Origin of the sequence: Micromonospora sp. WMMD812, assembly GCF_027497215.1 — a bacterium.
Classification (GTDB): Bacteria; Actinomycetota; Actinomycetes; order Mycobacteriales; family Micromonosporaceae; genus Micromonospora.
This window is the reverse complement of the sequence record NZ_CP114904.1, coordinates 1,986,760-2,003,519: the sequence shown is the minus strand read 5'-3', so window position 1 is coordinate 2,003,519 and position 16,760 is coordinate 1,986,760. Positions and strand designations below refer to the sequence as shown.

16 protein-coding genes are annotated in these 16,760 nt (G+C 73.5%); 13 read left to right on the top strand and 3 right to left on the bottom strand.

Annotation, left to right across the window (positions count from 1 at the left end; translation table 11 throughout):
- Positions 1 to 270: 270 nt before the first annotated feature.
- A complete protein-coding gene (locus tag O7603_RS09125; RefSeq protein ID WP_281575256.1) occupies positions 271 to 918 on the bottom strand; it encodes a GGDEF domain-containing protein in 648 nt (215 codons plus the stop codon).
- 260 nt (positions 919 to 1,178) lie between these two features.
- On the opposite strand from O7603_RS09125, the gene O7603_RS09120 reads away from it, so the two are divergent.
- The 11 genes from O7603_RS09120 (at position 1,179) to O7603_RS09070 (ending at position 11,190) form a co-directional block, all read left to right on the top strand.
- A complete protein-coding gene (locus tag O7603_RS09120) occupies positions 1,179 to 1,418 on the top strand; it encodes a DUF397 domain-containing protein (protein WP_281575255.1) in 240 nt (79 codons plus the stop codon).
- A 128-nt stretch (positions 1,419 to 1,546) separates the two neighbouring features.
- Positions 1,547 to 2,434 carry a helix-turn-helix transcriptional regulator gene (locus tag O7603_RS09115; protein WP_281575254.1) on the top strand — a complete coding sequence of 296 codons (888 nt, stop codon included), beginning with the start codon at positions 1,547 to 1,549 and terminating at the stop codon, positions 2,432 to 2,434.
- 118 nt (positions 2,435 to 2,552) lie between these two features.
- Positions 2,553 to 3,617: a LacI family DNA-binding transcriptional regulator gene (locus tag O7603_RS09110; RefSeq protein ID WP_281575253.1), complete on the top strand. Its 1,065-nt coding sequence runs from the start codon at positions 2,553 to 2,555 to the stop codon at positions 3,615 to 3,617.
- A gap of 2 nt (positions 3,618 to 3,619) precedes the next feature.
- Positions 3,620 to 3,823, top strand: a complete 204-nt coding sequence (locus tag O7603_RS09105; protein ID WP_281575252.1) for a hypothetical protein — start codon at positions 3,620 to 3,622, stop codon at positions 3,821 to 3,823.
- 169 nt (positions 3,824 to 3,992) lie between these two features.
- The gene (locus O7603_RS09100; RefSeq protein WP_281575251.1) at positions 3,993 to 5,468 is read left to right on the top strand and encodes a protein kinase; all 1,476 of its coding nucleotides are present in this window, start codon (positions 3,993 to 3,995) and stop codon (positions 5,466 to 5,468) included.
- 354 nt (positions 5,469 to 5,822) lie between these two features.
- On the top strand, positions 5,823 to 6,629 hold the full coding sequence (locus tag O7603_RS09095) for a DedA family protein (RefSeq protein ID WP_281575250.1): 807 nt from the start codon (positions 5,823 to 5,825) through the stop codon (positions 6,627 to 6,629).
- Positions 6,630 to 6,661: 32 nt separating this feature from the next.
- A complete protein-coding gene (locus tag O7603_RS09090; protein WP_281575249.1) occupies positions 6,662 to 7,801 on the top strand; it encodes a histidine kinase in 1,140 nt (379 codons plus the stop codon).
- Entirely contained in the window at positions 7,792 to 8,436 is a 645-nt protein-coding gene (locus O7603_RS09085) for a response regulator transcription factor (protein WP_281575248.1), read from the top strand. The genes O7603_RS09090 and O7603_RS09085 overlap by 10 nt, the downstream gene beginning before the upstream one ends.
- Positions 8,437 to 9,334: 898 nt before the next feature.
- Positions 9,335 to 9,919 (top strand): hypothetical protein, encoded by a 585-nt coding sequence (locus O7603_RS09080; protein ID WP_281575247.1) that lies wholly within the window; start codon positions 9,335 to 9,337, stop codon positions 9,917 to 9,919.
- A gap of 485 nt (positions 9,920 to 10,404) precedes the next feature.
- On the top strand, positions 10,405 to 10,824 hold the full coding sequence (locus O7603_RS09075; RefSeq protein ID WP_281575246.1) for a protein-tyrosine phosphatase family protein: 420 nt from the start codon (positions 10,405 to 10,407) through the stop codon (positions 10,822 to 10,824).
- Between the two features lie 150 nt (positions 10,825 to 10,974).
- Positions 10,975 to 11,190, top strand: coding sequence for a hypothetical protein (locus O7603_RS09070; RefSeq protein ID WP_281575245.1), 216 nt, complete (start codon positions 10,975 to 10,977; stop codon positions 11,188 to 11,190).
- A gap of 79 nt (positions 11,191 to 11,269) precedes the next feature.
- On the opposite strand, the gene O7603_RS09065 is transcribed toward O7603_RS09070, so the two are convergent.
- Positions 11,270 to 13,543 carry an excinuclease ABC subunit UvrA gene (locus tag O7603_RS09065; protein WP_281575244.1) on the bottom strand — a complete coding sequence of 758 codons (2,274 nt, stop codon included), beginning with the start codon at positions 13,541 to 13,543 and terminating at the stop codon, positions 11,270 to 11,272.
- A gap of 177 nt (positions 13,544 to 13,720) precedes the next feature.
- Here O7603_RS09065 and O7603_RS09060 point away from each other — a divergent pair, with 177 nt between their 5' ends.
- Positions 13,721 to 14,449, top strand: a complete 729-nt coding sequence (locus tag O7603_RS09060; protein ID WP_281575243.1) for a MerR family transcriptional regulator — start codon at positions 13,721 to 13,723, stop codon at positions 14,447 to 14,449.
- A gap of 82 nt (positions 14,450 to 14,531) precedes the next feature.
- Here the strand turns inward: O7603_RS09060 and O7603_RS09055 are convergent, their stop codons facing one another.
- The gene (locus O7603_RS09055) at positions 14,532 to 15,260 is read right to left on the bottom strand and encodes a methyltransferase domain-containing protein (RefSeq protein WP_281576646.1); all 729 of its coding nucleotides are present in this window, start codon (positions 15,258 to 15,260) and stop codon (positions 14,532 to 14,534) included.
- A 192-nt stretch (positions 15,261 to 15,452) separates the two neighbouring features.
- Here O7603_RS09055 and O7603_RS09050 point away from each other — a divergent pair, with 192 nt between their 5' ends.
- Positions 15,453 to 16,760 carry a serine hydrolase gene (locus O7603_RS09050; RefSeq protein WP_281575242.1) on the top strand — a complete coding sequence of 436 codons (1,308 nt, stop codon included), beginning with the start codon at positions 15,453 to 15,455 and terminating at the stop codon, positions 16,758 to 16,760.

The window sequence follows — 16,760 nt, the reverse complement described above, 5'->3', positions numbered from 1 at the left end:
CATGAATGCGAGCGACCACCCGGACGACGCTAGGAGGGTCATGAGACCCTTATGTCCACTTCCTCCACGCCGGATGAGCCAGGATTTCGTCATCCGTACAACCGGATGAACGACGGATCCGAGCCGGAACAGGGACGGACGACGCGTTGGGGTCGAGTCAGGCCGTAGCCGGCACGGTCCTCCTCGACCTCGTCCTCTTCGCCGCGCGCCCGGGCGTCGGGCGACGGAGAAGATTCGTGTTCTGGGCTGGCGGTCGTCGGTGGCGATGAGTCATTCGGCCGGGTGGGCGGTGTCGACGAGTTGGCGGGCGGGCCGGCTGGCGCTCAGACTCTTCGCCCGGTACATGGCGGCGTCCGCGTGGCGCAGCGCCTCGGTGAGCTGGGTCGGGCCGGTGACCGGCGCGAGCCCGACCGAGGCCGTCACCCGTACGCTGAGCCCGCCCAGCGGGATCGGCGCGGCGAGCATCTCGCAGAGTCGCCCGCTCGCGTGCTCGATCCACCGGCGGTCGACGGTCGGGGTGGTGAGCAGGCCGGCGAACTCGTCGCCGCCTAGCCGGGCTACCAGGTTGTCGCCGGCGAAGGCGGCGAGGCGCTCGGCCACGCTGATCAGCACCTGGTCGCCCGCGGCGTGCCCGTACCTGTCGTTGACCTGCTTGAAGTCGTCCAGGTCGAGCACCACGGCGATCAGTGGTCGCCCGGCCGCGTCGGTGAGCAGTGTCGCCGCGAGCCGGTAGAAGGCGCGTCGGTTGGGCAGCCCGGTCAGCGGATCGTGGCTGGCGGCGTGCCGTTCGGCGGTGAGCTCGGCCTGCAGGTGGTCGATCTCCGCCTCGGCCCGCAGCGCGCGTCGGCGCAGGTGCCAGGTGGAGAGCAGGGCTCCGGCGGCGCAGATGCCGGACGCGATACTCACCGGATCCGGCACGAGCCCTCCCATCGCGCGTCCCGCCCGCGGCCCGCCGCTGCCGGCGTGCCGGGCGGGCCCTCGTTCTCCCTGGTGAAGGCCCAGGTCAGGTAACTCTCCGTGAACGGTTCGGCACCGTACACGTGCGTTATCATGCTCGCCGTCCGATGCATATGCAATAGCAGATGCACGTGCACTACCGTCCGATGTCGACACTCCCTCCGCGCCGCCACCGCTCCTCCCACGGCATCGGCCGGCTCCTGAACAGAAGGACGCTCCGCATGCAGCAGCCGTCGAACGGTGTTCCCGCCGCCCAGTTACCCCCGCTGAACTGGCAGAAGAGCCATCGGAGCAACCCGAGTGGCAACTGTGTCGAACTGGCCGAGCTGCCCGGCGGGGCCGGCATCGCGCTGCGTAACTCCCGGCACCCCGACGGGCCGGCGCTGATCTACACGGTCGACGAGATCGCCGCCTTCGTGCTCGGCGCCCGGGACGGCGACTTCGACCATCTGATCGCCTGAGTGGTCACCGCGCGGCCCGGCGGCGAACCGCCGGTCCGGAGGAGTTCGCCTCACTGTCGGTCCATGGCATGCTTACACGTCGGCCGGGCCGGGGCGCCCGACCGCACGCGGTACGCGGAGGTCGGCACGTGACGATGGTTCCCGCCGAGGGCGGCCCGGCGACCGGGCCGACCGTGCTGCGCATGCTGCTCGGTGCCCAGCTCCGCCGGCTGCGCGAGTCCAGCGGGGTGACCCGGGAGGGCGCCGGCTGGGAGATCCGGTCCTCCGAGTCGAAGATCAGTCGGATGGAGCTGGGCCGGGTCGGGTTCAAGGAACGCGACGTCGCCGACCTGCTCACCCTCTACGGTGTGGCCGACGCCGACGAGCGGGAGGTGCTGCTCAAGCTCGCCCGGGACGCGAACAGCCCCGGCTGGTGGCACCGGTACGGCGACGTGCTGCCCAGCTGGTTCCAGTCCTACCTGGGGCTGGAGGCCGCGGCCGCGCTGATCCGCACCTACGAGGTGCAGTTCGTTCCCGGGCTGCTGCAGACCCCCGAGTACGCCCGGGCGGTGGTCCTGCTCGGCCACGGCCACGCCAGTCCCGCCGAGATCTCCCGGCGCGTCGACCTGCGGATGCGCCGCCAGGAACTGCTGCGGCGGGCGGATCCACCGCAGCTGTGGGCCGTGGTGGACGAGGCGGCGCTGCGCCGTCCGATCGGCGGTGTGGAGGTGATGCGGGGGCAGCTCACCGCCCTGATCGACGCGACCCGGTCGCCGAACATCCGGCTCCAGATCATCCCGTTCGCGGCCGGCGGGCACGCCGCCGCCGGCGGCGCCTTCACCATCCTCCGCTTCGGTGACCAGGACCTGCCCGACATCGTCTACATCGAACAGTTGACCAGCGCGCTCTACCTCGACAAGCGGGACGACCTGGACTTCTACGCGCTGGCCATGGAGCGGCTCTGCGTCGAGGCCGAGCCGCCGGAGCGAACCCGGGAGCTTCTCGAGCGCCTGCGGGACGAGCTCAAGCCCGCCTGACGCGTCCCGGGCGAGACGTCGTTCGGGCGGCTCGCCGCCTTCGGTGTTGACCGACATCGACATGTTCGGCTAACCTCTGGATCGATACAGATTCTGAATCGATCCAGAGGGGGAACGGGTGAAGCCAACCCTCCAGGCCGTGGCCGACGCGGTCGGCGTGTCCCGCAGCACGGTGTCGAACGCCTACGCCCGCCCCGACCAGCTCTCGGCGGCGCTGCGGCAGCGGATCCTGGACACCGCGAAGGCGATCGGCTACCCCGGTCCCAACCCGACCGCCCGGTCTCTGCGCCGCGGCTTCGTCGGCTCGATCGGGGTGCTGTTCACCTCGCAGCTGTCGTACGCCTTCACCGACCCCTTCGCGGTCCGCTTCCTCGCCGGTGTCAGCGCGGCGGCCGAGCGGCACGGCACGAGCCTGCTGCTCGTACCGCTGCCGCAGGCTCCCGGGGACGCCCGGCGCGCGGTCGAGAACGCCGCCGTGGACGGCTTCTGCGTCTACTGCGTCGGCGACGAGACCTGGGCCCTGGACGCCATCCGCGACCGAGGGCTGCCTTACGTCACCACCGCGCACCGGCCCGACGCCGAACCCACCCACCGCTACGTCGGCATCGACGAGCGGGACGCCGCCCGGGGCATCGCCGCGCACGTGGCGAGCCTCGGTCACCGGCGGGTCGCCCTGCTCGGCGACACCGTGCTGCCCGACGTGCCCTCCGGCCCGCTGCGCCTGTCCAAGGTGGGCGACGTGCCCCACCCCACCACCCACGGCCGGCTCGCCGGGTTCGCCGACGCGTTCGCCGAGGTGGGCGTGTCCTGGTCCGACCTCACCGTCCTCACCGCCGCCGGCAACGACCGGGGGGCGGCCGCCGCGGCGGTCGCCGGCCTGCTCGACCGGCCCGACCCGCCGACCGCCGTGCTGGCGTGCTCCGACGTCCTCGCACTCGGCGTCCTCGACACCCTCGCCGCGCGGGGCCCCGGCGCCGGGCCGCCGGTCTCGGTGACCGGTTTCGACGACATCGCCGAGGCCGCCGCCGTCGGACTCACGACCGTGCGCCAGCCGGCCGAGGAGAAGGGCCGGCTCGCCGCCGAACTGCTGCTCGACCCGCCCGCGGACCCCGCGGCCGGTCACGTGCTCCTGCCCACCGAACTCGTCGTCCGGACCTCCACCGGACCCGCACCGAGGAGTTGACCATGGAACACTCCACAGGCTTCGTCTCCGCCATCGACGCGGTGAACCGACACGTCAACTCGGCCCGGCCGGACGCGCCGGTCCGGGTCGACCGTCCCCGTCCGGCCCGGCTCGCGCCCACCCGGCTGGCTACCGCCGGCGCCCTGCGCCGCCTCGCCGACCGGATCCAGCCCCGGCCGCTGCCCGCCACGACCCGCTGCTCCTGACCGCGCCACCCGGTGCGCGGCGCGCGCACCGGGCGGCCGCCCGGCCGGTCGCCCCGGTGGCCCGACCCACGTCCGAAACCGACCATCCAGCCCCAGAGCGCACCAGGCGGTGGGCAATCCGGCACGCCGGGTGGTGGCCCACGCCGCCGGCCAGGCACACTGGACGCCCATGTCGCCGTTCACACCCACCCTCCGCCTGCACGACCGGTACGTCCTGCGCGAGCGCATCGGCCGCGGCGGGATGTCCGAGGTGTGGCGTGCCGACGACGAGGTGCTCGGCCGACCCGTCGCCGTGAAGGCCCTGGCGGGGGAGTTCGCCCTCGACCCGCAGCTGCGAGCCACCATCCAGCGCGAGGCCCGCGCCGCCGCCCGGCTCACCCACCCGCACGTCACCCAGGTGTACGACTACGGCGAGGCGACCCTGCCCGGCGGTGACGTCGTGCCCTACCTGGTGATGGAACTCGTCGACGGGCACACCCTCGCCGACCGGCTCACCGGCGGGCCGCTCGCCTGGCCCGAGGCCATGCGGATGGCCGGTCAGGTCGCCGCGGCGCTCGCCGCCGCCCACCGGATCGGCGTGGTGCACCGGGACATCAAGCCGGGCAACGTCATGCTCACCGAGACCGGCGCGAAGGTCCTCGACTTCGGCATCGCCGCGCTCGCCGGCCCGCACCACCAGCTCACCGGGCAGACCAGCGAACTACTGATGGGCACCCCGGCCTACTTCGCCCCGGAACGGCTCACCGCCGGCCCGCCCAACCCGGCCAGCGACGTCTACGCCCTCGGTGCGCTGCTCTACCGCACGCTCACCGGGCGGGCGCCGCTGCCCGTCCAGACCTGGGAGGACGCGCTCGAGGTGCACGAGCGGCACACCGCGGTGCCGCCGTTGCGGATCCCCGGCCTGCCCGCCCACCTCGCCGAGCTGACCCTCGCCAGCCTCGCCGGCGATCCAGCCCGCCGACCCACCGCCGCCCAGCTCGCCACCCGGTTCGGGGCCGGCCAGCCGGCCGACCCGCCCACCGCGATCCTGCCCACCCTGCCGTCCGGACGCGCCGCCGTCGCCCCCGCCCATCCGCCCACCCTCATCGACCGCGCCGCGGCCCTGCCACGCCCGGCCGGTGTCACGCCGGAGCGACCGTCCCGGCAGCCGGGCCGGTCCCGCGGCCCGATCGCCGTGCTCGTCGCGGCCGGGCTCGCGCTCCTGGTCGCCCTGGGGGCGGTGCTCCTGATCGGCGACGGCGAGAACCCGGGCCGGGCGCCGGTGGCCGGCCCGAGCCAGACGACGGAGGCGCCGACGACCTCCGACGCCCCGGAACCCGCGCCGCCCACGAGCACGGCGCCCACGCCGAGCACCTTCCCACCGGCGCCGGTCAGCCTCCGCCAGCTGGCCGTCGAGTTCGCGGCGATCCTCACCCAGGCGCAGCTGCGGGATGAGATCGACCGCAGGACCGCCGAGGAGCTGCGCGACGACCTCGCCGACCTCGCCCGGGACAAGCCGAGGGACCGGGCCCGACGCATCGAGGACCTGCGCGACCGGATCGCCGAGTCGGTCGAGCGGCAACGCCTCTCGTCCCGCACGGCAGACCAGCTCACCACCCTGCTCGACCACTACGACATACCCACCGACAACAGCGACGACGACTGAGCCGCGCCCCGCACACATCCCCGGGCCGATCATGCAGTTGTGGCGCCGCGCAAAGGGCGTGAAACGCGCGGGAACCGGCACCACACCTGCATGATCGACGGGTGAGGCGCGGCGCGGGCCGGTGGAATGGCGGGCGGGTCGGCGTCGTTGGACATGGTCGACGCCCGCGGCACCAATCCCCCCGGATGCCGCGGGCGTTCTTTCGTCCGGATCCGCGCGGCCGCCTGAGCGGTGGATCGCCGCGTGGCGTCAACGGGGTGCGGTTTTCCGCACCTGTCCGGGTGCGGTCCCGCGGTCCGGCCGGAGGGTGTACCTCATGGCCGGCTCCCAGGATCGGTTCGTAGCGTGGGGGGCATGATGGGAACCTCGCTCGTCCTGCTCGCCACCGGAAACCTCGCAGCGGACGCTGAACCACCCCAGGACGGGATCGTCGGCTACGTGACCGGCCTGGTCGAGCGGCTGGGTGGGCCGGGCGCGGGCCTGGCGGTGGCGCTGGAGAATCTCTTCCCGCCGATCCCGAGCGAGGTGATCCTGCCGCTCGCCGGCTTCGTGGCCGGGCAGGGCCGGATGAGCGTGGTCGGGGCGATCTTCTGGACCACCCTCGGTTCGCTGCTCGGCGCCCTCGCCCTCTACTGGATCGGCGCCGCGCTCGGCCGGGACCGGATCCGGGCGGTCGCGGCGCGGCTGCCGCTGGTGAAGCTCAGCGACGTGGACCGGACCGAGGCGTGGTTCCTGAAGCACGGCGTCAAGGCGGTCTTCTTCGGGCGGATGATCCCGATCTTCCGGAGCCTCATCTCCATCCCGGCCGGCGTCGAACGGATGCCGATCGCCACGTTCGCGCTCTACACGACGCTGGGCAGCCTGATCTGGAACACCACCTTCGTGCTCGCCGGCTACCTGTTGGGCGACAACTGGCACATGGTCGAGGGGTACGTCGGCGCGCTGCAGAACGTCGTCATCGTGGCCTGCGTCGCGGCCGTCGGCTGGTTCGTGGTCTCCCGGGTGCGGCGCGCCCGGCGTGCCGCCCGGGACCCGGAGGAACCGGCCCTGTCGGCCGCGACGAGTCCGGCGCAGGGCGTTCCCGATCCGAGCGGTCGCGGCACCATCTACCGCAGCGGCACGTGGACGGACGACGAGCGGCCCCGCGGCGGGGCGCGTTGACGCACACCCCCGCGCTGCCCGGCGGACGCGTGATGTCCCTCCTGCCGGGCGGGCGGGTGACCGTCGGCGTCGCGGTCGGCGTCCTGACCGCCGCCGTCGAACTGGTCCTCCTGCTCGTCGCCGCCGTCGCCGTCGCCGGGTCCGCGCTGGCGCCGCCGGCCCGCCGCCGGATCGGCCCGCTGATCACGCGGTACCTCGCCGCGCTGGTGCGGTGGGAGCGCCGTCGGCTTGCCGCGCTGCTGGGCGCGGCCGACCCGTTGCCGCCCGTGCGCACCGCCGGGTGGCGGGAGGTCGGCTACCTCGCGGCCCGGTCGCTGCCCGGCGTGCTGGGCGCGCTCGCGATCGCGCTGCTCGCGATCGGGCTCGTACTCGCCTGGATCCTGCTGCGCGCCGCGGTGCGCGGCGACCTGACCGTGGCCGGGTTCCTGCTGCAGGTCGTCATCGGCGCGGTGCTGCTGCTGGTGAACCTCCAGGCCATCGCGAGCGTCGGCGCGCTGGACGTCTGGCTGGCCCGACGGCTGCTCGACTCCGGCTCCCGGGCCGCGCTGGAGGAGCGGGTCCGCGAGTTGGCCGCCACCCGTGCCGGTGTGATCACGGCCGTGGACGCCGAGCGCCAGCGGATCGAACGGGATCTGCACGACGGCTTGCAGCAGCGGCTCGTCGCGCTCGGCATGCTGCTCGGGCGGGCCCGGCGCAGCCGGGACACCGAGCGGACGTACGCGCTGATCACGCAGGCGCACGAGGACGTCCAGCGCGCGGTCCAGGAGCTGCGGGAGGTCGCCTGGCGGGTCTATCCCTCGGCGCTCGACGACAGCGACCTGGGGGAGGTGCTCGGCATGGTGGCCCAGCGCTCCGCCGTGCCGGTGCGGATCCGCTGCGACCTCCCGGTACGCCCCGCCCGGTCCATCGAGACCGTGCTCTACTTCGTGGCCTGCGAGGCGCTCACCAACGCCGCGAAACACGCCGCCGCTACCCTAGTCACGATCGAGATCGGCGTACGGGAGGGGCAGGTCCGGATGCGCGTGCGCGACGACGGCACGGGCGGGGCCGACCCCTCCGGGCGGGGCCTGTCCGGCCTGGCCCGCCGGGTCGCCGCTCTGGACGGGCGGCTGCGGGTGGACAGCCCCGCCGGCGGGCCGACCACCGTCCTGGCGGAGCTGCCGTGCGGATAACGCTCGCCGAGGACTCCACGCTGCTGCGCGAGGGACTGGTGCGGCTGCTCGCCGAGGAGGGCCACCAGGTCGTCGCGGCGGTCGGTACCGCCGACGACCTGGTCGCGGCCGTGGACCGGGAGCCACCCGAGGTGGTCGTCACCGACGTACGGATGCCGCCCACCCACACCGACGACGGCCTGCGTGCCGCGCTGGAGATCCGCCGTCGCTGGCCCGGCACCGCGGTCCTCGTGCTGTCCCAGTACGTCGAGAAGCGGTACGCCAGCCGGCTGCTCGCCGACCGTCCGGAGGGGGTCGGGTACCTGCTCAAGGACCGCGTGGCCCAGGTCGACGACTTCCTCGACGCGCTGGACCGGGTCGCCGCCGGCGCGACCGCCCTCGACCCCGAGGTGGTCCGCCAGGTGGTGGCCGGCTCGGACCGCGCCGACCCGCTCACCCGCCTCACCCCGCGTGAACGCGACGTCCTGCACCACATGGCCCAGGGCCACACCAACGCGGCGATCGCCGAACGGCTGCACGTGTCGCTGAGCGCCGTGGAGAAGCACGTCAACGCCATCTTCGACAAGCTCGACCTGTCCGACGCGGTCGGCTACAGCCGGCGGGTGCTGGCGATCCTCCGCTACCTCGGTACCTGAGCACGGCCCATCCTGGCGGGGAGGCGGTCCTGGTCGACCTCCCGGCGGGGGCGGGCGGTGCCGGGTGATCCGCTCCGTTGGGCCGATGTGGCGGTGTACCGGTCTGTCGGTTGCCGCCATTCGGGCGGTCTGGTGTTGATCGGGTGACTTGCCGCGGGGGAGGCGATCCTGGTCGTCCTCCCGGCTGGGGCGGGCCGTGCCGGGTGATCCACTCCGTTGGGCCGATGGGGCGGTGACCTGGTCTGTCGGTCACCGCCATATGGGCGATCCGGTGTTGATCAGGCGGTTGATCGGCTCGGGTTCCGGGATGTCGGGGTGTCGGGTGCGGTGACAGCGCGACGTCATGGAACCCGAGCCGATCACGTGGGCGGTCCGGGTGTGGCGGGGTCGGCGGCTGAGTGATCTGGGGTTGATGTCCGGTTCGTGCGACTGGGGTTTCCGCCGAGCCGGGGTGTCTGGGTGGTTTGGGGTGTGACCGGGGGCATCCTCGGGCCGGAATGGTGGGCGGCCGGGGGTCGTTGAACATGGGCGACGGCCGGGGTACCAGCCCCGCAGCCGGTTGATCCGGCCGGGCCGCGCGGATCGGTGAGAGCCCCGGAATGATGGTGGGCCGCCGGTCGTTGTGCATGGACCCGGCGCGGTGGCCGGCCCCGGAATGATGGCGGGCCGCCGGTCGTTGGATATGGACCCGGCGCGGTACGGCACCCCCGCCGAACCGAGCGCCGACCCCCTGGTCGCGGTGAGCGTGCTGCTCCCGGCCGACCCCCGAGGTGCGGACCCACCCCCGAGTTCGTGACCCCGGGACACAGACTTTCCTCCCTTTGTGCGGACGCCCGTTGGTGTTCCGCGTGCCGCGCCGGCCCCCATCGGCGTGACTCACCCCCGAAGGAGCTTCGTCATGAACACGATCATGCGGAAGAGCGTGCTGGGTATTGCTGGTCTGGCCTTCGCCGGTGGTGTCATCGGTGGTCCGATCGCGGCGCACAACGCGCAGTCGGTGGATGTGTCGCCGGTTGCCGCGGTGCAGTCGGACAAGGTGGACGCCGGCAAGCTGATCCCGCACGGTGTGCAGGGCGCGCAGTCGCGCATCGACCTGAACGACGAGCAGACCGCCAACGTCAAGGCGATCATCGCCGCGACGAAGAAGTCCGGTATGGACGAGCGGGCCGCGGTGATCTCGATCGCCACCAGCCTGCAGGAGTCGAAGCTGGAGAACCTGGGCCACCTCGGCGACCGCAACGACCATGACTCGCTGGGCCTGTTCCAGCAGCGCCCGAGCTCGGGTTGGGGTAGCCCGGAGCAGATCACCGACCCGATCTACTCCACCCAGGCGTTCCTCAAGGGCCTCAAGCAGGTCGACGGGTGGCAGGACATGCCGCTGACCGACGCCGCCCAGACCGTGCAGGTGTCGGCCTACCCGGATGCGTACGCGCAGTGGGAGCAGCAGGCCGCCGACCTCGTCGCCCAGCACTGGAACAGCTGACCCCAGCGAACAAGAGCAACAACCGAACACGAACAACACCACTGGCCGGCACCCCCAACCAAGGGGGTGCCGGCCAGCGGCAGCTCGGGCTCCAGGGCATGCCGGATCGGTGCGGCTTGGCAGGTGGGAACAAGCGGGGGCGCGGGTAGGTTGTGTGGAGTGTCGGTGTGCCCAGTGTCCCCGGGCCTCACCTAATAAATGCCGTCGCGGACTACCGTTCGGCTGGAGCCGCGTTCGTGCCACTCGCCGCGAGGCGACCTGCACACCGACACCTCAGCGCCGCCCCCGGCCACCCAGCCGGGGGCGGCGCTGTCTACCTGCGCCTGCCCGCGCATCCGCACCGCCCGAGGCCGGGCCGCCCGCCCGTCCGTCCGAGCCGTCCGGGGCCGCCCATGCGCGCCGCCCGCCCGTCCGTCCGAGCCGTCCGGGGCCGCCCATGCGCGCCGCCCGCCCCGGTAACCGGGCCGGACGGGGAGAATGCCGGCATGAGTGTGGAGGCTTTTTGGGCGGAGCAGCCCGGTGTGGTCGTACTGCCGAGCGGGGCCGCGGTGCGCGGGCGTCGGATCGCCGATCCAGCCTCGCCGGCCGACTTCGCCCTGTTGCTGGCGCCCGGTCCGGTGCCGACCTGGCCGCATCGGCGGATCCGGTGGCCGGATTTCTGGGTACCGCTGGACCGCCGGGATGCGCTCGACGCCCTGCGGGAGGCGCTGCGCCGGGCGCGGACCGGCGAGCGGGTGGAGGTCGCCTGTCGGGGCGGCCAGGGGCGCACCGGGACCGCGCTGGCCGCGCTCGCCGTGCTGGACGGGTTGCCGCCCGAGCGGGCCGTGGACTGGGTACGGTCGACCTACCGGCCCCGGGCGGTGGAGACGCCCTGGCAACGGCGGTGGGTGCGTCGACTCACGTGACCGGCCGTCGTACGACGGTGCGATTCGCCACGGCAGGGTTCGCCCTGGCGGACACGGGTAAGAGTGCGGCTTCGTCCGAGATCCTAGGCAGGTACCACCATGGCTTCACCTCCTTCCCGCCACCTGCGAACACCCGGGTACCTCCGGCCGGTGCCGCACCTGGCACTGCTGGTCGTGTCGCTGGCCGTCCTCGTCGTGCTGGCCACCCTGTTCCTGCACACGATGTTGATCCTCCTCGGGCTGCTGACCTCGATCACGGTGACGGTGCGACCCCTTCGTGACTGGCTGCGCCGGATGGTCGACCCCACGCCTGCGGACGGCTCGACGCCGGTCGCCGTGCCGGCGACGGAACGCTGGGCGGCCTGAGGCCGGCCCGGCAGAGGCCGGCCGACACCAGGCCCGTGGTGCCGGCCGGCCGTGCCGACGGCGCGAGGAGCTGAGAGAGTCAGGCGGCGACGTACTCCCGGAGGTGCCGGGCGGTCAGGGTGTCGCCGTGCGCGACCAGGTCGGCCGGCGTGCCGGTGAAGACGATCCGGCCGCCGTCGTGACCGGCGCCCGGGCCGAGGTCGATCAACCAGTCCGCGTGCGCCATCACCGCCTGGTGGTGCTCAATGACGATCACCGTGTTGCCGGCGTCGACGAGCCGGTCGAGCAGCGCGAGCAGTTGGTCGACGTCGGCCAGGTGCAGGCCGGTGGTGGGCTCGTCCAGGACGTACGTGCTGGTCTTCTCGGCCATGTGGATGGCCAGCTTGAGCCGCTGCCGCTCCCCGCCGGAGAGGGTGGTGAGCGGCTGGCCCAGGCTGAGGTAGCCGAGCCCGACGTCCGCCAGCCGACCGAGGACGACGTGGGCCGGCCCGCTGGGGAAGAAGTCGTACGCCTCGGTGACCGACATGCCCAGGACCTCGCTGATGTTCTTCCCGCGCAGCGTGTAGGTGAGCACCTCGGGGGTGAATCGCCGGCCCTCGCACCGCTCGCAGACGGTGGCCACGCCGGCCATCATCGCCAGGTCGGTGTAGATCAGACCGATTCCCTTGCAGGCCGGGCAGGCGCCCGCGGAGTTCGCGCTGAACAGGGCGGCCTTGACCCCGTTCGCCTTGGCGAACGCGGCCCGTACCGGGTCGAGCAGGCCGCTGTAGGTGGCCGGGTTGCTGCGCCGGGAGCCGCGGATGGCGGACTGGTCCACGACGACCACGCCGTCGCGCCGTCGCAGGGAGCCGTGGATCAGTGAGCTCTTGCCCGAGCCGGCGACCCCGGTGACCACGGTCAGCACCCCGAGCGGGACGTCGACGCTGACGTCGCGCAGGTTGTGCAGGTCGGCGTTGCGGATCGGCAAGTGCCCGGTGGGCTGGCGCACCGCGGCCCGGAGGCCCACCCGGTGGTCGAGGTGGCGGCCGGTCAGCGTGCCCGAGGCCCGCAGGCCGGCGAGGTCGCCCGTGTAGCAGACCTGGCCACCGGCGGCGCCCGCGCCGGGCCCGAGGTCGACCACGTGGTCGGCGATCGCGATGGTCTCCGGCTTGTGCTCGACCACCAGGACGGTGTTGCCCTTGTCGCGTAGGCGCAGCAGCAGGTCGTTCATCCGGGCGATGTCGTGCGGGTGCAGGCCGACGGTGGGCTCGTCGAAGACGTACGTGACGTCGGACAGGCTCGAGCCGAGGTGCCGGACCATCTTCACCCGCTGCGCCTCGCCGCCGGAGAGGGTGGCCGACTCGCGGTCCAGGCTGAGGTAGCCGAGACCGATCTCGACCAGCGAGTCCAGCACGTCGCGCAGGGTGCCGGTCAGCGGCGCCACCGCCGGGTCGTCGATGCCGCGGACGAACTCGGCGAGGTCGCTGATCTGCATGGCCGAGCACTCGGCGATGTTGCGGCCGGCGATCCGGGAGGAGAGCGCCGCCTCGTTGAGCCGGGTGCCGGCACAGGCGGCGCAGGTCGTGAACGTGACCGCGCGGTCGACGAACGTCCGGATGTGGGGTTGCATCGACTCCCGGTCCTTGGCCAGGAGGAGCCGACGGACCTTCGTGACCAGGCCCTCGTACGTCCAGTTGTTGCTGCCCATCTTGATCTTCGTGGCCGGTTTGTGCAGGAAGTCCTCCCACTGCTCGGGGGTGTAGTCCTGCAGTTTCTGATCGGGGTCGAACAGGCCGGAGCCGACGATGGTCTGCCAGTACCAGGAGTCGACGGCGAAGTTCGGCACCTTGATGGCGCCGTCGTTGAGTGAACGCTCGACGTCCACGAGCTCGTGGATGTCGAGGTCGGAGACGCGGCCGAGCCCCTCACAGGTCGGGCACATGCCCTCGGCGAGGTTGAAGCTGAACGCGCCGGCCCCGCCCACCTGAGGGGTGCCGAGCCGGCTGAACACGATCCGGAGCATCGCGTACGCGTCGGTGGCGGTGCCCACGGTCGAGCGGGAGTTGACGCCCATCCGTTCCTGATCGACGACGATGGCGGCGCTCAGGTTGCGCAACGAGTCGACGTCGGGCCGGCTCTGGCTGGGCATGAAGGACTGGAGGAAGGCGCTGTAGGTCTCGTTGATCATGCGCTGCGACTCGGCGGCGATGGTGCCGAAGACGAGTGACGACTTTCCCGACCCGGAGACACCGGTGAAGACGGTGAGCCGGCGCTTGGGGATGTCGACCGAGACGGCGGCGAGGTTGTTCTCCCGCGCTCCGCGTACCTCGATCATGTCGTGGCTGTCGGCGGCGGACCGTGCTGGCTGCGGCATGCGAACCCTTCGAGAGATCTCGGGCGCGGGCGGACGCCCACTCCCTGGCTTCGGGGTCTGATGGATTCAATTCTCTCATTGACCTACGTGTGGAGGGTTTCGCGAACGTGCGGGCACGCGTGCTCCCGAGATAGGCGGGAAAGTCTCAAACGACGTGTCAACCGGTACGGTGACCGCGTGAGCATCGGTGAGCGGCTGCGGGCGGTGGACCTGGCGGCGACCGCCGGGATCTCGGTGCAGCAGGTCCGCAACTACGTGGACCAGGGCGTGCTCCCTCCGGTGCGGCGCACCGGGAGCGGCTACCGCATCTTCACCGGCGAGCACGCGCACGCGCTCACGGTGGCGCGGCGGATGGCGGAGGGGCACGGCTGGTCGCGTACCCGGGAGGTCATGGCGGCGGTGCACCGGGGCGACCTGCCGGCGGCGCTGGCGGCGCTCGACGGCGGCCACGCGGAACTGGACCGCGAGCGGGCCGAGATCCGGCGGGTGCTGGGCGCGTTCGAGACCGTCGTGGCCGGCGCGACGGCGCCGCCGCCGGCGCCGCGGCGTCCGGCCCGCATCGGCGAGGTCGCCGCGCTGGTCGGCGCCCGCACGGCCCAGCTACGGCTCTGGGAGGGGCGCGGCCTGCTGCGCCCGGCGCGCGTCCCGGGCACCGGCTACCGGGTGTACGACGAGACCGAGCAGCGTGCGGCCCAGGTGGTCGCGCTGCTGCGCCGGGGCGCCTATCCGTTCGACATCATCACGGCGGTGCTGGCGGAGATGCGCACGACCGGCAGTCCGCAGAAGGTCCGCGCCGAGCTGGCCCGCCGGGAACAGGAGCTGTATCGGCGCAGCCTGCGCCGGCTGCTGGCCTCCGCGGCGCTGCACGACTACCTGCGCCAGCGTGCGGCACGCGAGCGGACCTGACCGAGCCGCGCGGGCGAGCGCCGCTCGGTCTCCACCGTGCTCGCGGCCCGCGCCGACCCGCTGGCGCGCGCCGTGGATCCGCTCAGCGCAGCACGAGCAGGTCGAGATGGTCGACGACCGGGCCGGAGTCGTCGCGCGCGGCCGCCCGCAGCCGAGCGATGCCCGCCGCGTACTCCGCATCGGTGATCAGCTGAAGCGGCGTGTGCGCCCGCCGGTCGAGGCGTTCGGCGTACTCGGCCAGCGACCGGGCGGTGGTCTGGGCGACCGGCTCGATCGTGCTGACGGTGAACCCGGCGGCGGCGAACGCCGAGCGTACCCGGGCCACGTCGGGGTAGCGCTCCAGCACCCGCACCGCCTCGGGGAACCAGTGGAACAGGGCGATCCGCCGGTGCCGGCCGGGGAACGGCGAGCGGACCAGCACCGGCGCTCCGGGCCGGAGCACCCGGCGCAGCTCGCGGGCCGCTGCGTCCAGGTCGGGAATGTGATGGATCATCGTCGAGAGCCAGGCGGCATCCATCGTGGACTGCCGGAGCGGGAGCGCGGCGGCGTCCCCGGCGAGCAGCGGGCGGTGGGCGGCACGCGCGCGCATCGCCTCGGCCGGCTCGATCCCCACCACCCGGACGCCGTACCAGTCGGTGAACGCGGCCGCCCACGCCCCCGTGCCGGCTCCGAGGTCGAGGACGGCCGTCCCGGCCCGCGGGCGTAGGTGCTGCTGCACGGCGTGCCGCCACCGGTGCAGGCCGCTGTGCGGCAGCTCCCGGGTGGCGGCGAACGCCGCCGCGTCGGTGTCGTCGAAGGAGATCAGGGCCACGGTCATCACCTCGCCACCGTCGCCGGGACGCCCGGGCGATCGTGCTCTGGTTCTAGTCGCACAGTGACGCGCCGGGCAACAGGTTGTGACCTATCGATCTCGGGTTGGTAGCTGGTCGACCCCGGGACCATGAACGTTGTCCGCCCCGTGGTCCCGCCCCGGCCAACCCAGGCCGCGGATTAGGGTGCTGGCATGAGAGTCCGGCTGCTGGCGACCGTGGCGACCGCCGTCCTTCTCTCCGCCGGCCCGGTCCCACCGGCCTCGGCCGCGCCGGCGCCCACCCCCGCGAGCGCGGCGACACCCGCCGCCGGCACGGCACCCGCCGGCACCGCACCGGCCGGCGCTGCTCCGGAGGCTTCCCCGGCGCCCGTGCCCTGCCCGCGGGTGCCGGCGCCGAAGGTCTCCCGGCCGCCGCGCCCCACCCCGCCGCCCGCGGTGCCCGAGGACCGGGTCGTCGGCGGGCCCGCGCTCGCCACCGCCGGGCTCGTGGTGCCCACCGGCGTGCTCGCCCCGCCGGCGATCACCGCCACGTCCTGGGTCGTCGCAGACCTCGACACGGGTCAGGTGCTCGGCGGCTGCGGCCCGCACGAGTACGGCACCCCGGCCAGCGTGCAGAAGCTGCTGCTGGCCGCCACCATGCAGCCTCGGCTGGACCCGAAGCAGGTCGTCACGGTCACCGCCGCGGACATGGACATCGAGCCGGGGTCCTCGGCGGTCGGCCTGGTCGAGGGCGGCCGGTACACCGTGGAGACCGCCTGGCTGGGCCTCCTGCTCAACTCCGGCAACGAGGCCGCCAACCTGCTCGCCCGCCTCGGCGGGGGCGTCGACGGCGCCGCCGGTGGCGTCCGCGCGATGAACGAGAACGCGCACCGGCTCGGCGCGCGCCAGACGCACGCGGTCACCCCCTCGGGCCTCGACGGGCACGGGCAGTTCACCAGCGCGTACGACCTGGCGCTCATCGCCCGGGTCTGCTTCGCCGACCCCACGTTCCGCCGGTACGCGCTGACCGAGCGGGCCCAGATCCCGGCCCAACCGGCGAAGCGGACCAAGGGCTTCCAGATCCAGAACGAGAACCAGCTCATCTACCGCTACCCGGGGGCGTTGGGCGGCAAGACCGGCTTCACCGACCTGGCCCGGCACACGTACGTCGGCGCGGCCGAGCGCGGCGGCCGGCGCCTGGTCGTCACGCTGCTGGGCGCCGAACCGCAGCCGAAACGCGGGTGGGAGCAGGGCGCGGCGCTGCTCGACTGGGGCTTCGCGCTGCCGGCGTCGGCCCAGGTCGGCCGGCTGGTGGAGCCGGGGGAGACGCTGGCGACGCCGGCGGTCGAGCCGTCCGCGTCCGCCACCACCGCCGCACCTCGGCCGGCCGCCGCGACCCGGTCGGGCGGCGGCGGGATCGCCGGGTACTGGTGGATCGGGCCGGTCGCCGGGGCCGCGATCGTGCTGCTGTTGGCCGGGCTGCTCTGGCGCCGGCGGGCCGCCCGCCGTGGCTCCCGCTGA

Excerpts from the sequence above, each read along its gene's own strand:
- O7603_RS09120 (WP_281575255.1), top strand. The coding sequence starts at position 1,179 with ATGCAGCAGCCGTCGAACGGTGTTCCCGCCGCCCAGTTACCCCCGCTG.
- O7603_RS09105 (WP_281575252.1), top strand. The coding sequence starts at position 3,620 with ATGGAACACTCCACAGGCTTCGTCTCCGCCATCGACGCGGTGAACCGA.
- O7603_RS09100 (WP_281575251.1), top strand. The coding sequence starts at position 3,993 with ATGTCGCCGTTCACACCCACCCTCCGCCTGCACGACCGGTACGTCCTG.
- O7603_RS09095 (WP_281575250.1), top strand. The coding sequence starts at position 5,823 with ATGATGGGAACCTCGCTCGTCCTGCTCGCCACCGGAAACCTCGCAGCG.
- O7603_RS09090 (WP_281575249.1), top strand. The coding sequence starts at position 6,662 with ATGTCCCTCCTGCCGGGCGGGCGGGTGACCGTCGGCGTCGCGGTCGGC.
- O7603_RS09080 (WP_281575247.1), top strand. The coding sequence starts at position 9,335 with ATGAACACGATCATGCGGAAGAGCGTGCTGGGTATTGCTGGTCTGGCC.
- O7603_RS09075 (WP_281575246.1), top strand. The coding sequence starts at position 10,405 with ATGAGTGTGGAGGCTTTTTGGGCGGAGCAGCCCGGTGTGGTCGTACTG.
- O7603_RS09065 (WP_281575244.1), bottom strand. The coding sequence starts at position 13,543 with ATGCCGCAGCCAGCACGGTCCGCCGCCGACAGCCACGACATGATCGAG.
- O7603_RS09050 (WP_281575242.1), top strand. The coding sequence starts at position 15,453 with ATGAGAGTCCGGCTGCTGGCGACCGTGGCGACCGCCGTCCTTCTCTCC.